17 protein-coding genes are annotated in these 14,816 nt (G+C 59.9%); 7 read left to right on the top strand and 10 right to left on the bottom strand.

Annotated features, from left to right (window positions below):
* Positions 1 to 227: 227 nt before the first annotated feature.
* Positions 228 to 926: an orotidine-5'-phosphate decarboxylase gene (gene pyrF, locus RYB09_RS03110; protein WP_058402064.1), complete on the top strand. Its 699-nt coding sequence runs from the start codon at positions 228 to 230 to the stop codon at positions 924 to 926.
* A 67-nt stretch (positions 927 to 993) separates the two neighbouring features.
* Here the strand turns inward: pyrF and RYB09_RS03105 are convergent, their stop codons facing one another.
* Positions 994 to 2,001 (bottom strand): NADP-dependent oxidoreductase, encoded by a 1,008-nt coding sequence (locus tag RYB09_RS03105; protein WP_058401988.1) that lies wholly within the window; start codon positions 1,999 to 2,001, stop codon positions 994 to 996.
* A gap of 231 nt (positions 2,002 to 2,232) precedes the next feature.
* On the opposite strand from RYB09_RS03105, the gene RYB09_RS03100 reads away from it, so the two are divergent.
* The gene (locus RYB09_RS03100) at positions 2,233 to 3,168 is read left to right on the top strand and encodes an LD-carboxypeptidase (protein ID WP_316887446.1); all 936 of its coding nucleotides are present in this window, start codon (positions 2,233 to 2,235) and stop codon (positions 3,166 to 3,168) included.
* A gap of 30 nt (positions 3,169 to 3,198) precedes the next feature.
* On the opposite strand, the gene RYB09_RS03095 is transcribed toward RYB09_RS03100, so the two are convergent.
* Positions 3,199 to 4,392 (bottom strand): benzoate/H(+) symporter BenE family transporter, encoded by a 1,194-nt coding sequence (locus RYB09_RS03095; protein WP_058401990.1) that lies wholly within the window; start codon positions 4,390 to 4,392, stop codon positions 3,199 to 3,201.
* A gap of 116 nt (positions 4,393 to 4,508) precedes the next feature.
* Positions 4,509 to 4,979 carry a MarR family transcriptional regulator gene (locus RYB09_RS03090; protein ID WP_004658431.1) on the bottom strand — a complete coding sequence of 157 codons (471 nt, stop codon included), beginning with the start codon at positions 4,977 to 4,979 and terminating at the stop codon, positions 4,509 to 4,511.
* Positions 4,980 to 5,061: 82 nt separating this feature from the next.
* On the opposite strand from RYB09_RS03090, the gene RYB09_RS03085 reads away from it, so the two are divergent.
* The 3 genes from RYB09_RS03085 to RYB09_RS03075 are packed head-to-tail and all read left to right on the top strand — an operon-like array spanning position 5,062 to position 7,287.
* Positions 5,062 to 6,228 carry a PLP-dependent aminotransferase family protein gene (locus RYB09_RS03085; protein WP_316887444.1) on the top strand — a complete coding sequence of 389 codons (1,167 nt, stop codon included), beginning with the start codon at positions 5,062 to 5,064 and terminating at the stop codon, positions 6,226 to 6,228.
* A gap of 39 nt (positions 6,229 to 6,267) precedes the next feature.
* Complete coding sequence (locus RYB09_RS03080) at positions 6,268 to 6,870, top strand: glutathione S-transferase family protein (protein WP_122280324.1); 603 nt, start codon at positions 6,268 to 6,270, stop codon at positions 6,868 to 6,870.
* Between the two features lie 30 nt (positions 6,871 to 6,900).
* Positions 6,901 to 7,287 carry a lysozyme inhibitor LprI family protein gene (locus tag RYB09_RS03075; protein ID WP_122280323.1) on the top strand — a complete coding sequence of 129 codons (387 nt, stop codon included), beginning with the start codon at positions 6,901 to 6,903 and terminating at the stop codon, positions 7,285 to 7,287.
* A gap of 21 nt (positions 7,288 to 7,308) precedes the next feature.
* On the opposite strand, the gene RYB09_RS03070 is transcribed toward RYB09_RS03075, so the two are convergent.
* The 5 genes from RYB09_RS03070 to RYB09_RS03050 form a co-directional block, all read right to left on the bottom strand.
* A complete protein-coding gene (locus tag RYB09_RS03070; protein WP_080395079.1) occupies positions 7,309 to 7,686 on the bottom strand; it encodes a glutathione S-transferase N-terminal domain-containing protein in 378 nt (125 codons plus the stop codon).
* A 75-nt stretch (positions 7,687 to 7,761) separates the two neighbouring features.
* Positions 7,762 to 8,307 carry a GTP cyclohydrolase I FolE gene (gene folE, locus RYB09_RS03065; protein ID WP_002552836.1) on the bottom strand — a complete coding sequence of 182 codons (546 nt, stop codon included), beginning with the start codon at positions 8,305 to 8,307 and terminating at the stop codon, positions 7,762 to 7,764.
* Positions 8,308 to 8,761: 454 nt separating this feature from the next.
* A complete protein-coding gene (locus tag RYB09_RS03060; RefSeq protein WP_002552837.1) occupies positions 8,762 to 9,319 on the bottom strand; it encodes a Smr/MutS family protein in 558 nt (185 codons plus the stop codon).
* Positions 9,320 to 9,364: 45 nt separating this feature from the next.
* Positions 9,365 to 9,682 (bottom strand): hypothetical protein, encoded by a 318-nt coding sequence (locus RYB09_RS03055; protein ID WP_058401994.1) that lies wholly within the window; start codon positions 9,680 to 9,682, stop codon positions 9,365 to 9,367.
* A 159-nt stretch (positions 9,683 to 9,841) separates the two neighbouring features.
* Positions 9,842 to 10,432 carry a cysteine hydrolase family protein gene (locus tag RYB09_RS03050; protein ID WP_002552839.1) on the bottom strand — a complete coding sequence of 197 codons (591 nt, stop codon included), beginning with the start codon at positions 10,430 to 10,432 and terminating at the stop codon, positions 9,842 to 9,844.
* Between the two features lie 262 nt (positions 10,433 to 10,694).
* On the opposite strand from RYB09_RS03050, the gene prmB reads away from it, so the two are divergent.
* The gene (gene prmB, locus RYB09_RS03045; protein ID WP_316887440.1) at positions 10,695 to 11,603 is read left to right on the top strand and encodes a 50S ribosomal protein L3 N(5)-glutamine methyltransferase; all 909 of its coding nucleotides are present in this window, start codon (positions 10,695 to 10,697) and stop codon (positions 11,601 to 11,603) included.
* 44 nt (positions 11,604 to 11,647) lie between these two features.
* On the opposite strand, the gene RYB09_RS03040 is transcribed toward prmB, so the two are convergent.
* Both RYB09_RS03040 and RYB09_RS03035 read right to left on the bottom strand, forming a co-directional pair.
* Entirely contained in the window at positions 11,648 to 12,451 is an 804-nt protein-coding gene (locus RYB09_RS03040) for a hypothetical protein (protein WP_004665837.1), read from the bottom strand.
* A gap of 101 nt (positions 12,452 to 12,552) precedes the next feature.
* Positions 12,553 to 13,581: an alpha/beta hydrolase gene (locus tag RYB09_RS03035; RefSeq protein ID WP_058409746.1), complete on the bottom strand. Its 1,029-nt coding sequence runs from the start codon at positions 13,579 to 13,581 to the stop codon at positions 12,553 to 12,555.
* 141 nt (positions 13,582 to 13,722) lie between these two features.
* On the opposite strand from RYB09_RS03035, the gene aroC reads away from it, so the two are divergent.
* Positions 13,723 to 14,814 carry a chorismate synthase gene (gene aroC, locus RYB09_RS03030; protein ID WP_230018095.1) on the top strand — a complete coding sequence of 364 codons (1,092 nt, stop codon included), beginning with the start codon at positions 13,723 to 13,725 and terminating at the stop codon, positions 14,812 to 14,814.
* Positions 14,815 to 14,816 lie beyond the last annotated feature (2 nt).

Genomic DNA, 14,816 nt, shown 5'->3' with positions numbered 1-14,816 from the left:
GATCATTGTCGTGTTGCTTCAAAACGGGTCGTTTACAGAACGCTGCAGTGAACCGATTCACCGGGTTGTGCAGGTTTGGTGCAGGCCGCCGAAGCAATGGTCGCTGCGAGTGCAGGGAATCATGAGTTTTTACGACAGCGGCTGGCTAAATGCCGATCTACGGGTCCCGTCTGCTCGCCGGTTCGGCTACAATGCGCGCCGATTTCGACTTACCTGAGACCACGCTCATGTCCGCCTGCCAGACTCCCGTCATCGTCGCCCTGGATTTTCCGACCCGTGAAGCCGCCTTGCGGTTGGCTGATCAGCTCGATCCCAAGCTGTGCAGGGTCAAGGTCGGCAAGGAGCTGTTCACCAGTTGCGCGGCCGATATCGTCGAGACCCTGCGCAACAAGGGCTTCGAGGTGTTTCTTGATCTCAAATTCCACGATATCCCCAATACCACGGCGATGGCGGTCAAGGCCGCTGCCGAGATGGGCGTGTGGATGGTCAACGTGCACTGCTCAGGCGGGCTACGCATGATGACGGCGTGCCGCGAAGTGCTGGAGCGGCGCAGCGGTCCTCAGCCACTGCTGATTGGCGTGACCGTTCTGACCAGTATGGAGCGGGAAGACCTTGCCGGTATCGGCCTGGACATTGATCCGCAGGTGCAGGTGCTGCGCCTTGCAGCGCTGGCCGAGAAGGCCGGTATGGACGGTCTGGTCTGTTCGGCGCTGGAAGCGCAGGCCCTGAAAGCGGCTCACCCGTCGTTGCAGCTGGTGACGCCCGGCATTCGTCCGGCGGGCAGTGCGCAGGACGATCAGCGCCGCATCCTGACTCCGCGCCAGGCCCTGGACGCCGGCTCCGATTATCTCGTCATCGGCCGCCCGATCAGCCAGGCAGCTGACCCGGCAAAGGCCCTGGCTGCGGTGGTTGCCGAGCTGGCTTGAGCGCGAGGACGCACAGCGTCAGGCAAGGCACCCCACGCCGAAGCACGAGGTGTCCGGCCCACGGGTTTTATTCCACTTTCAAGATCAGCTTGCCCTGGTTCTCACCGCTGAACAGCATCTGGAAGGTTTCCGGGAAAGTCTCGAGACCGTCGACGATATGCTCCTTGCTCTTGAGCTTGCCTTCCTTGATCCAGCCCGCCATTACCTGACCGGCTTCAGCGAAGCGCTCGGGGTGGTCGAGTACGATGAAGCCTTCCATGCGTGCACGGTTGACCAGCAGTGACATGTAGTTGGCCGGGCCTTTGATCGCCGTGGTGTTGTTGTACTGACTGATGGCACCGCAGATCACTACACGCGCGCCGACCGCCAACTGGCTGAGCGCCGCGTCCAGAATGTCGCCGCCAACGTTGTCGAAGTACACGTTCACGCCATCCGGACAATGGCGCTTCAAGCCATCCATAACGTCTTCAGACTTATAGTCGATGGCTGCATCGAAGCCCAGCTCCTCGGTCAGCAGACGGCATTTTTCTGTGCCCCCTGCGATGCCGACAACCCGGCAGCCCTTGAGCTTGGCAATTTGCCCGGCGACGCTGCCGACAGCACCCGCTGCGCCGGAGATCACTACGGTGTCACCGCTTTTTGGCTGGCCGACATCCAGCAGCGCCAGGTAGGCAGTCATGCCGGTCATGCCCAGAGCAGACAGATAAAGCGGTAGCGGGGCAAGGCTGGTATCGACCTTGTAAAAGCCTTTTGGCTCGCCCACAAAGTAATCCTGAACGCCAAGTGCGCCTTGCAGATGGTCGCCTACGGCAAATTTCGGGTTTTTCGATTCAAGCACTTCGCCCACGCCCAGGGCGCGCATCACTTCGCCCAGCTTTACGGCCGGAATGTAGGATTTTCCGTCATTCATCCAGCCACGCATCGCCGGGTCCAGCGACAGGTATTTGTTCCTGACCAGTATCTGGCCTTCGGCAAGTGCGGTGACCGGAGCCTCTTGATAGGTGAAGTCTTCACGGCGCACATCGCCCGACGGACGCTTGGCGAGCAGGAACTGGCGGTTGGAAAGATCAGTCATGGCAGGGTCTCCAGAAAATGGTTCAAAGATGGATTCAAACGCTCGCCGCGTTGCTCAGGCAAGAAGCGATCATCAAGCGAATGCTGTTTGATCCATGTGATTGATAGGAGTCCGTTGCGGCTTTGGCGTTCAGACGGATCTGCAGATGACGCATGCTGAAGGCCGATAGGGCTTGAGTCAGTTGCGGCGGTGCTCTAGATTCGTCGCTCGACAAACGTCTGGGTGACCGTAATGCCAGCTATATCTAAACCGACGCTTTACCCTCAGGTTCTGCGCGCTGGCGACGCCGTGGCGTTGGTGTCGCCTGCCGGGCCGGTTGACCCTGACAACATCGACGCTGCGGTCGAAGTACTCAAGGGGTGGGGGCTGCGGCCGCGCGTCTATCCGCATGCGCTGGGTAAATACTCATTCTATTCGGGGACCGACGAGGAGCGGCTTGCTGACCTCAATGCCGCGCTGGCTGATCCGGAGATTCGTGCGGTCATCTGCAACCGCGGCGGCTATGGTGTGCAGCGAATTGTCCAGCAGGTAAATATGGACGCCGTGCGTCGTGACCCCAAGCTGGTAACCGGCTTTTCCGATATTACCGCGCTACATGGTGCGCTGTGGAACCATGCGCGTCTGGTCACTGTTCATGGGCCGGTCGCCTCGCAGCTGGAACGCGATGGCCTGTTCGTCAGCGGCATGCACCACGTGCTGATGAGTACCGAGCCGGTATTGCTCAAGGCTGATCCTGGCTCACCAACGGCGAAGGTCAGAACCGGCGGCAGCGCGCAGGGCCTGTTGCTGGGCGGCAATCTGTGCATCCTCGATACCTCGGTGGGCACGCCGTTCATGCCCGACATGACCGGTGCGATTTTGCTCATCGAAGAGGTCAACGAACCGGCCTATCGGGTTGATCGCATGCTGACCCATCTGGGTAACTGCGGCATCCTTGCGCGTCTGGCGGGTGTTGCGGTGGGCGAGTTCACCCCGGCCGCTAACACCGGCGGCACCATTAGCCCCGCCGATGTGCTGCTGGAACGGCTGGGCAGCCTGGGCATTCCGGTGCTGGGCGGCTTGCCGGTAGGGCATGGAGATCTCAATCAGGCCGTGCCACTCGGAACGCAGGCAATACTTGATGCAGATGCCGGAACCTTGCTGGTATCGGCCGCTGCCCGCAGTTGATTGCTGTTTTGCCGTACGCTTGAGGCAGGCTTATCCGGGCTTGCGTGCATTGAGGATCAGCATGGTCAGCAGGCCCGCAACAATGCCCCAGAATGCCGAACCTATGGAAAACAGCGTCAGCCCCGAGGCCGTCACCATGAAGGTGATCAGGGCAGGTTCGCGTTCCCGGGGCTCGGCCATGGCCACGGTCAGGCCATTGGTGATCGAGCCGAGCAGCGCCAGTGCGGCAATCGAGAGCATCAGTTCCTTGGGGAACGCACTGAACAGACCTGCCAGCGTGGCGCCGAAGATCCCGGCGATTGCGTAGAAAATCCCGGCCCAGATCGCCGCTGTGTAGCGTTTGGACTTGTCTTCGTGCGCATGAGGGCTGGTACAGATGGCGGCGCTGATGGCGGCCAGGTTTATCCCGTGGCAGCCGAACGGTGCGGTAAGCAAAGAGGCAAAGCCTGTTACCGATATCAGCGGTGAGGTAGGCGGGTAGTAACCGTCGGCTCGCAACACTGCCACACCGGGCATGTTCTGCGAGGTCATAGCCACCACGAACAGTGGAATGCCGATGCTGACCGTCGCGGCCCAGGAAAACTCGGGAGTGGTCCAGACCGGCATGGCGACTTGCAGCGCCAGGCCGCTGAAGTTCAGCAAGCCCAGCGCGCCCGATATCCCGATGCCGACCAGCAATGCGAGCAGCACCGAGTAGCGTGGCGAAAGACGCTTCACCACCAGATACGTGAAAAACATGCCCAATACCAGGCTGGTGCGGTGCTGGGCGGCGATGAAGATTTCACTGCCGATCCTGAACAGGATTCCCGCCAGCAAGGCCGCAGCCAGCGAGGCTGGCAAACGCCGCACGATACGTTCGAAGCTGCCCGTTACGCCGCACAGAATAACCAGCAGCGCGCTGGTCATGAACGCGCCAATCGCCTGCGGGTATGCCACACCACCCAGACTGGTGATCAGCAGTGCGGCACCGGGTGTGGACCACGCTACGGTAATCGGCATGCGGTAGCGCAACGAAAGGCCGATGCTGCACACCGCCATGCCCATGAACAACGCCCACAGCCAGGACGAAATCTGCACGCTGCTCAGACCGGCCGCCTGTCCGGCCTGAAACATCAGCACCAGTGAGCTGGTGCAGCCAGTCATCATGGCAATGAAGCCGGCAACCACCGCAGACGGCGATGAGTCGGTCAGCGGGCGCAATGGTGCCTTGAGGGTTTCGTTCATGCAGGGCGTTCCTTGAAGCGGGCAGGTAGCAAAGGACGCCAAGCCTAAACGCATGACCGCTCGGCTTTACGATACAGCGATATGAGTAAATGCCAGCACAGTTGCGCCAGTGGTATTTATTCGACGTCAGTCCCGATTGGACACGCACCGGATTGCAGTGTCTGGCCCAGCGCGAGGTTGACTGTCATCCAGCCATCCACCGCTTCCTGACCCGCTTCGGCGAACACGCGTTGCAGCAGCTTGACCTGTTCACGCCGCAACGCCTGCTCGAAACGGGCGCCTTCATCGGTGAGCCCGAGCAGTCGTTTACGCTTGTCGGTTTCCGGGGCGGTGCTGTGCACCAGGTCCATGCCGATCAATTGGCGCAGCGGGGCATTGAGCGCCTGCTTGCTCACGCCCAATACCGTGAGCAGTTCCTTGACGCTCAGTTCGGGATAGCGAGCGATAAAAAATACAATGCGCTGATGCACGCGACTGAAGCCGCGCTTGGCCAGCATTTCATCAGCCTTGGCGGTGAACGCCTGATAGCCGAAGAAGAAGGCCTCCATGGCCATTTGTTGATTGGCAGGTTTTTTTAAGTCAAGCATGTTGACGTATCCGGGCTGGGCGTCGTAATTTGAGTCAACAAGTTTGACTTATTTTCCTTCGTCTCGGCTACAGGTAAATGCCATGGCTTTTTCCGAACGCGTTTCCCGTCTGAAAAGTTCTCTGATTCGCGAGATCCTCGCCGCCGCTCAGCGTCCGCAAGTGATGTCGTTCGCTGGTGGCCTGCCTGCCGAGTCGATGCTGCCCAAAGTCGAGTGGGCTGACATGCCTGTTTCTCTGGGCCAGTACGGCATGAGCGAGGGCGAACCTGCGCTGCGCGAAGCGCTGGCTGCCGACGCCCGCGCCCTGGGTATTGCTTGCGATGCCAGTCAGGTCATGGTGGTCACTGGTTCTCAACAGACCCTGGACCTGGCAGCCAAGCTCTACATCGACAAAGGCACCGAGATTCTGCTTGAAGCACCCACCTACCTGGCGGCGCTGCAGATATTTCAGCTATTTGGTGCCGACTGCATCACCGTGCCTCTGCAGGCCGAAGGCCCGGACCTGGTCGCCATGCGTCAGCGCCTGGAGCAGCACAGGCCCGCTTTCGCCTACCTGATCCCGACCTTCCAGAACCCCTCGGCAGTGCGCTATAGCCAGGCCAGCCGCGATGCAGTTGCGGCGTTGCTTGACGAGTTCGGCGTCACGTTGATCGAGGATGAGCCGTACCGCGAGTTGAGCTTTGACGGTGGCAGTGCCAGGCCGATTGTCAGCGGCCTGAAGAAAGCCAGCTGGATCTACACCGGCACGGTCTCCAAAACGCTGTTGCCCGGCCTGCGTGTGGGTTATCTGATCGCCAGTCCCGATCTGTTTCCGCACTTGTTGCGCCTGAAGCAGTCCGCCGATCTGCATACCAATCGCCTCGGCCAATGGCAGGCCTTGCAGTGGATTGGCACTGAGCACTATCGTGAACATCTGCTGACGCTGTGCGAGTTCTACCGCGGTCGCCGGGATGCATTCGAGGATGCCTTGCAGACGCATTTTTCAGACCTGGCCGACTGGAACAGCCCGCAAGGTGGATTGTTCTTCTGGCTGACCCTGAAACAGCCGCTGGACACCCGTACCTTGCTCGATGCCGCGTTGGCGCAGGACGTCGCGTTCATGCCGGGCGAACCTTTTTTTGCTGACCCGGACGCCAATCACGGCCATCTGCGCCTCAATTTCAGTCATATCGACCCGGCGCGTCTGAATGAAGGCATAAAACGACTGGCGTCCGTGGTCCGTGCGGCACAGAATCTGAAAGCCGCCTGATTCGATCCGGCAATACAGGCATATCGAGGGAGCAGGGCGATGTACAAGGTTTATGGCGATTACAACTCGGGCAACTGCTACAAGGTCAAGCTGATGCTTAACCTGTTGGGCTGCGAGTACGAGTGGGTACCGGTCGATATTCTCAATGGCGAAACCCAGACCCCGGCTTTTCTTGAAAAGAACCCCAACGGCAAGATCCCGGTGCTGGAGCTGGAAGACGGCACCTGTCTATGGGAGTCCAATGCGATTCTCAATTTTCTGGCTGATGGTTCCAGGTATCTTCCGAGCGAACCGCGGCTGCGCACCCAGGTACTGCAATGGCAGTTTTTCGAGCAGTACAGCCATGAGCCGTCGGTGGCGGTTGCCCGTTTCATCCAGTTCTATCTGGGCTTGCCGGCTGAACGCATGACCGAGTATCGCGCCATGCAGAAGTCCGGTTATCGAGCGCTGGCGGTCATGGAGCAGCAGCTTGATCGCACACCGTTTCTGGTCGGTGAGAATTTCTCCATCGCCGATATCGCCTTGTACGCCTACACCCACGTCGCTCATCAGGGCGGTTTCGATCTGGCACCTTACACCGGAATTCGGCGCTGGCTGGATCGGGTCAAGGCGCAGCCCGGTTATATCGGTATGCTGGATTGATGCCCCCATTGGCTGAATAAAAGGAAATTTATGCGCGTTTCAATAGTACTTCTGGCCGCTTTCATCGCGCTGGGTATCGGCTGCTCGGCACAGGCTCAGGATTGTGACGCCAATCAGGCCAGCATGAATCAATGTGCAGCCAATGAGCTGGCGGCGCTCGATGCCGATCTCAACAAGCAGTACAAGGCGCAGATGACGTGGCTGAAGACGCCGGCCAAAAAGCAGGCGTTCAAGGATGCACAACTGAAGTGGATAGCCCTGCGTGACGCCGATTGTCTGTATCAGGCTGGCAAGCCCGAGGATTCAGGCTCCATCTGGCCGTTGCTGCAGTCGCAATGCCTGGCTGACCAGACCCGCGTGCGCCTCAAGCAGTTGCAAGCCTATGTCGCCTGCCGCGAGGAAGTTTGCCCGCGTTGAGGCACTTCGGGCATGTAGTGTTCAGATCGCGCCGAACCGTTGGTTCAGGTAGTCGATAATGACTTTGGATTCGTACATCCACACGGTTTTGTCGCCTTCTTCGATTCGCAGGCAAGGCACCTTGATTTTACCGCCCTCGTTTAGCAGCGTCTGACGGTCAAGCTCGTTGTTCTTCGCATCGCGCAAAGCAACAGGAACATTGAGACGGTGCAGGGTGCGACGGGTTTTCACGCAGAACGGGCAGGCGTGGAACTGGTACAGCGTCAGGTCTTGAGCCGCCTCAGCGACAGCCGCCTGTGCCTGCGGATCGCGCTTCTTCTTGCTCGGGCGGGTCAGGAAGTCGATACCGATGACGAGCTGGCCAAGGCCGACTCTTAACGCTTTCATGAACACGGTCATACCTCTTGCGGACAGTGGCGGAAATCGGCCGGACGTTCAGCGTGCGCCAGGGCACGTGAACGCGGGCTGAACGGGTCACTTGATCAGGCTGAGAAACTCACTGCGAGTGGCAGCGTTTTCACGGAATTCGCCGAGCATCACCGAAGTGATCATGGCCGAGTTCTGCTTCTCGACACCGCGCATCATCATGCACATGTGCTTGGCTTCGATCACTACCGCCACACCCAGTGCACCGGTAACCTGCTGGATGGCCTCGGCGATCTGACGGCTGAGGTTTTCCTGGATCTGCAGGCGGCGGGCGTACATATCAACGATCCGCGCCACCTTCGACAGGCCCAGCACCTTGCCGTTGGGAATGTAGGCGACATGTGCCTTGCCAATGAACGGCAGCAGATGATGCTCGCACAGCGAGTACAGCTCGATGTCCTTGACCATGACCATTTCACTGGCATCGGAGCTGAACAGCGCGCCGTTGGTGACTTCTTCCAGCGTTTGCGCGTAACCGCGACACAGGTACTGCATGGCCTTGGCGGCGCGCTTGGGGGTGTCCAGCAGACCTTCGCGCGAGACGTCCTCGCCCAGTTGCCCGAGTATGGCGGTGTAATTCTGTTCCAGTGTCACAGGGGTGTGTTTCCGTGTGGGTTTCGATGGGTGCGAGGGCAGGCCCGTCGCCGACGGCGCACATAGTAACTTACGCAAGAGTGCGGGTGCACGGCAGCGCTGCAAATCAACCGGGCGTTATGCGTTTTGTATCGTAGCGCTTACACGTTGGCGACCAGATCGCTACCCACTTCCCCGGCACCGCGCTGTCTGAATGTGCAGGTTATTAATCAATTGCCTGTCGAGAGAGTGAATCCGGATGTTGAGTCGAGTAGCAAAAATAGCGTTGTTCGCCATCGTACTGTCGTCGGTTTCCGGCTGCTGGCCGTTTTGGCCTGGTCCGGGCGGACACGGCGGCGGTGGGCATCATGAAGGGGGCGGACCTGGTGGGCCTGGTGGCCCCGGCGGTCCTGGTCCGCGCTAAGTAACACGCCGGGCAGCATATTGCTGTCCGGCAAGAGGGGCGCGAGGAGGATTACTCGTCGCGTCCTTCCATCATGGTGCGTCTGAGTATCACGTACACCGCACCCGCACCGCCATGTTTGGCCAGGCATGAACAAAAGCCCAGTACCTGCGAATGCTGACGCAGCCAGGTGTTGACGTGGCTCTTGATCATGGGGCGCTTGCCGTCCAGGCGTACCGCCTTGCCGTGGGTGACACGTACGCAGCGTATTTCCAGTCGGGTCGCTTCAGCCAGAAACTCCCACAGCGTCTCACGCGCCACTTCGACGCTCATGCCGTGTAAGTCCAGGCTGCCTTCGAAGCTTATCTGCCCGAGTTTGAGCTTGCGCATCTGGCCTTCCTGCACGCCGTCGCGCGACCAGCTCAGGACATCTTCCGGACCGACATCGATTACGAATTGATCCGACAAACCGTCGACGGTCACCGAATCGGTGCGCACGGTCGCCGACTGACGCAGGCGGGCCAGCATTTTTCGATCGGTCTTGGGTTTGCCGACATCGGCGTGTTCATGCTTGAGCGGCTTTACGCCGCGCGTTTCGCTTCTGAACAGGGAAAAATCGTCGTCTTGCATGGGGCCTCCGCGAAGGAAGCCATTCTAACCGTTCATGCGCGAGGGTCAGTTGTGTTTTTTCATCAGGTGCGCAGAGATACTCAAGCCGCTGGCACTGCGCTGACGACGGCAGCGGCGCCATAGCCAGACGCCCACGTACAGCACCAGCAACCCGCCGACAGCGACAAATGCGGCGCCTCCCGGGCTGGCATTCAGCTCGCCGAGCATCTGCGGGTGAATGGTCAGGCTGGATACACCGGCAACGGTCAGCAACACGCCTGACGCCACAAGAAGCAGCGCAATCAGCGTGCCGATGCGTTTGCCCCAGTTGCCCTGACCCCTGGGGCGCAGGCGACGTGCATCGAAACCATCTGACGTTTTCATGCCTTTTCCTCAATAGGTATCGGCTCAATGGAGTATCGGCGCTCTGACCCGGAGAAGAAGGGGTGGTTCCCGCCTCCGGGATGATACGGGCTGGCAAGGGATGGGCGGTTATGTGAATACGCCCACACAACCACTCGTTCCGGCGCAGATCAGATCAGATCAGATCAGGTCTTTGGTCAGCGCCAGTGTGGCGAAGTTGTCGGCCATGATCGCCATCTCGGTTCTGTGCACCACTTGTGCGCTGACGACGCCGTGCGGGCTCGGCAAGTCGCGGGTTGCGCAGGCATCGTCGACCAGTGTGCAGCGATAACCGTAGTCCTTGGTAGCGCGAACCGTGGTGCTGATGCTCGAGTGGCTCATGAAGCCGCAGACGATCAGGTCCAGATGACCCAGCTTTTGCAGAAGATCATGCAGGCCGGTGCCATTGAAAGCGTTGGGCAGGCGTTTTTCGACCAGATGTTCGTCGTCTTTTGGTAACAGCTCCGGCACCAGTTGACCGCGCTCGCCCTGTGGGTCGAACAGGCCGCCCACAGTGCCCAGATGGCGAATATGAACAATCGGGCACTTGACCGCACGTGCCTTCTCGACCAATTGGCAGATATTGGCCAGGGCTTCGTCGACGCCGGTCAGGGCCAGTGGGCCGCTGAGGTATTCTTTCTGGGCATCGATGATGATCAGCGTCGCATTGCTCAAATTGGCGGGCGCATGCACCCGGCCGCTGAGTTGGAACATGGTCTTTAAATCGGACATTCACGGGCTCCTTGGTGTGGGGCTTTTGTGACATTGTCCTCTGGCTGAGGCGTTCTGGGAATGGCAACCATCGCAGGCCACGGTTTTTATGGCCTGCAGGGCAGTTGGGGGTGAGGGTGGCTGGCGGTTTGCCTTGATGGCAGTACGCGAATCATGGAAACTTCCACGCCTATCGGGTACGAAGAATGTGCATTGTTCGGAACCAGACTTTTCACCGTGGCTCGTCTTACAGCAGCTCGTCGCCTTTTCAAGGAGTTTGTCCATGATCACTTCCCGTTTGCGTACCGTGCGCGACCATATACGGTGGGCCGTCAGCCGCTTTCACGAGGAAGACGTATTTTTCGGTCATGGCACCGACAATGCCTGGGATGAAGCGCGGCAGTTGGTGCTGGGCGCACTGCACCTGCCTTGGGAAATCGCCGACAGCTACCTCGATTGCCGCTTGGAAGTCGACGAAATATCCGAACTGCAACGCTTGATCAAGCGGCGCATCGATGACCGTGTGCCAACTCCATATCTGCTGGGCGAAGCGTGGTTCTGTGGCATGTCGTTCATTGTCGATGACCGCGTATTGATCCCGCGCTCGCCTATCGCCGAGCTGATCGAAGAGCGCTTCGCCCCCTGGCTGGCCGACGAGCCGGCACGGATTCTCGACCTGTGCACCGGCTCCGGTTGCATCGGTATCGCCTGTGCCGATGAGTTTCCGCAAGCTGAAGTGGCGCTGGCTGACCTGTCTTATGACGCGCTTGAGGTGGCTAACCAGAACATCGAGCGTCACGGCATGGAGGACCGCGTCTATACAGTGCAGGGCGACGGGTTCGACGGTTTGCCGGGTCAGCGCTTCGACCTGATCGTGTCCAACCCGCCCTATGTGGACGCCGAAGACTTTGCCGACATGCCCGACGAGTATCAGCACGAGCCGGAGTTGGCGCTGGCCTGTGGCAGCGATGGTCTGAACCTGGTACGCCGTATGCTTGCGCAGGCAGCCGATCACCTGAACGAGAAAGGCTTGCTGATCGTCGAAGTAGGCAACAGCCAGGTACACGTGCAGGCGCTGTACCCGGAAGTCGATTTCGTCTGGCTGGATTTCCAGCGCGGTGGTCACGGGGTGTTCATGCTGACTGCAGAACAGTGCCGCAACCATCAGGCGTTGTTCCAGTCGAAGGTTTGACAGGGAAGACTGAGAGAAGGGGGAGCTGAGATCAGCTCCTTTTTTTATCGGTGGGTCGCGATCCAGATCAACAGTCCCGCCTGAAACACTGCGAAGGTCACCAGGCAGGCAATCGTGAAGCGCAGACCGGCGTCCTCGCGCTTGTACTTGCCGACCCGGTCCTCGTGCTGGCGAATGGTCACTTCCTGTTCGATCAGGTTCTTCTCGGCCTTTTCCAGCATTTGCGAGGCTTCGAGAATTTCGATGATCTGCACCTTGTCGTTGTTCCAGGTGCTGTGCAGGTTGCCGACGTGTACGTCCTTGATGGTGCCTTTCATGTGCTGGGCATCGGCGTACGCTACTTCAAAACCCAAGGTGCGCAGAAAGTGGTCACGACGCAGGCGTGTGTCTTCGTTCAGGCCGTCCTTGCTCGCCAGCGCTACGCCTTCAATCTTGTAGGATGACCATCTTTTCTGCGCCCAATGCACGGCATGGGCGATCATGAAACGACCGATGCCGCGGTTCCACGGCTCAATCTGCAAGCCTGATTCGGGACCGAAGCGCACAGTACGCTTTTCGTGATCGGCCCAGACATCCAGATTGTTCTGCTCCTTGCGGACCCGTTGGCCTGGCAGCTGCACATTGATGCGCAGCAGGCTCAATTCCTTGCTGTGCCGCTCGGCACGACCAAACTGCACAAAACGCAATGGCCGTCCGCCGGTGGCGCGGTCGGTAGGCTGTGGTGCCAGACGCAACATCTGAAAGTTCTCGGGCAGAACGTCTTCCCACGGCTGCGGCGGTGCCTGAACCTCGGCTTCTACGCTTTCGGGTGCTGCAGTGGTTTCAGTCATGATATTCGCGTCAGTCATAATGGTGTCCTTTCCTGGGCCTTGCACCGGAATACTTGCAACGGAACAAGAAGCCAGCAAACCGCTATCGGCCAGATATCCCAAGACTGAAGGGCCTGCAATTATCTGGCGTCAGATTTTTTTTCCGGGTGGGGCAGGGCCTTGATGAAGGCCAGGATCCGCTTGGTCACTTCACTGGCCAGCGGCTGGGTCGGGTTGCGGTAGGACAACAACTGCTGCTGTAGATCGTCGGGCACGATACGCAGCACATGATTCATCCCGTCGATCAGGGCCAGCTCGGCATCCGGTCTGGCTTTTTGCAGCAGCAGGGCATCGCCCACGCCTACCTGAATGTCGTTGCGCCCCTGAACGATCAGCGCCGGAATGTGCACTGCAGCGAAGGCTGCGGCGGGGTCCTGGCGAAACAGCGAGATCAGATACGGCTGGACACTGGGGCGAAATACCACTTCCAGCTCGGCGGGCACGTTGTCATCGGTCTTGCCCGCCTTGAGTTCATCGAGCAACTGATTGCTGCGTTGCAGCAGGTCCGGTGGCAAGCGCTCCTGAAACTGTTCGCGCAGCACCTGATCGACAGGCCGTCCGGTGCCGGCCACGGAAATCAGCGCCGCTGCACCCACTTTTTCAGCCGCCAGCGTCGCCACCAGCGCACCCTCGCTGTGGCCCAGAAGGATCAGCTGGCCAAGGCGCGGGTTGGCTTTGAGCGCTCTGGCCCAGAGTTGAACGTCGGCCACGTAGCGCTCGACGCTCAGATTGCGTTCATCCGGCGTGACGGCCTTGCTGGCTGCGACGCCGCGTTTGTCGTAGCGCACGCTGGCGATATTGTTTTTGGCCAGAATCACCGCCAGGCGTTTCATGCTGTCGTTGCGTCCACCCTCTGGGTTGTTGCCGTCGCGGTCGGTGGGGCCGGAACCGGCGATGATCAGCACCACCGGGACCGGTTTGTCCGAACGGGGCATCAGCAGGGTGCCGTACAGTTTGCCGTTTTCGGTATCCACCGTGATCGGCCGCTGCACCACGCTGGGCGCCGCAGCACTGGCTGTTCCGGCGATAAGGCTCAGGGTCAATGTTATCGGCAGGGCCAGCAGACGCAGCGCGTTTGATACTCGAAGCAGGGAATTACCGGATAACATCGCAAGGCCATCATAGGGAGAGTCTCGCTTGGACGCACGGCGTGACAGAAGGTTCGAGGATGAACTGAACCGCGAGCCTGCGTATACTGGCGCGCTTGGTTTAACGATCTGGTTTTTTGGCTGATTTTTCGGAGCGCCCGCATGTCCGGCAACACTTTCGGCAAGCTGTTCACTGTCACCACCGCCGGCGAAAGCCACGGCCCGGCGCTGGTCGCTATCGTCGACGGCTGCCCGCCGGGGCTGGAGCTGGACCTGCAAGACCTGCAGCGCGATCTGGACCGGCGCAAGCCAGGCACCAGCCGCCACACCACGCAGCGTCAGGAGGCCGATGAGGTCGAGATCCTCTCCGGCGTCTTCGAGGGCAAAACCACCGGTGCCTCCATAGGCCTGCTGATCCGCAACACTGACCAGAAGTCCAAGGACTACTCGGCCATCAAGGACCTGTTCCGTCCAGCCCATGCCGATTACACCTACCACCACAAGTACGGTATCCGCGATTACCGCGGCGGCGGTCGCAGTTCGGCGCGGGAAACCGCCATGCGCGTGGCAGCGGGGGCGATTGCCAAGAAATACCTGGCAACCCAGGGCATCGTCATTCGCGGCTACATGAGCCAGTTGGGCCCGATCCAGATCCCGTTCAAGACCTGGGATTCGTTAGAAGACAACGCGTTTTTCTGCCCCGACCCTGACAAGGTGCCGGAACTGGAGGCCTACATGGATCAGTTGCGTCGTGATCAGGACTCGGTCGGTGCGAAAATAACGGTGGTGGCCGAAGGCGTAATGCCCGGCCTTGGCGAGCCGATCTTTGATCGTCTGGACGCCGAACTGGCCCACGCGCTGATGAGCATCAACGCGGTCAAGGGCGTGGAGATCGGTGCCGGTTTCGACTGCGTTGCACAACGCGGCACCGAGCACCGCGACGAGATGACCCCACAGGGTTTCCTGTCCAATCAGGCGGGCGGCATTCTTGGCGGCATTTCCTCGGGCCAGCCGATCATTGCGCATCTGGCGCTCAAGCCAACCTCCAGCATCACCACGCCGGGGCGTTCGATCGATACCGATGGCAACGCGGCCGACGTCATCACCAAAGGTCGGCACGACCCGTGTGTCGGCATTCGCGCCACACCGATTGCCGAGGCCATGATGGCCATCGTGCTGCTCGATCATCTGCTGCGTCATCGCGGTCAGAACGCCGATGTCAGCGTCAATACGCCTGTGCTGGGGCAGTTGTAATG

Source organism: Pseudomonas syringae group sp. J254-4 (assembly GCF_032586855.1).
GTDB classification, from domain to species: Bacteria; Pseudomonadota; Gammaproteobacteria; order Pseudomonadales; family Pseudomonadaceae; genus Aquipseudomonas; species Aquipseudomonas amygdali.
The sequence above is the reverse complement of the archived record's forward strand: the minus strand, read 5'-3'. Positions and strand labels throughout refer to the sequence as shown.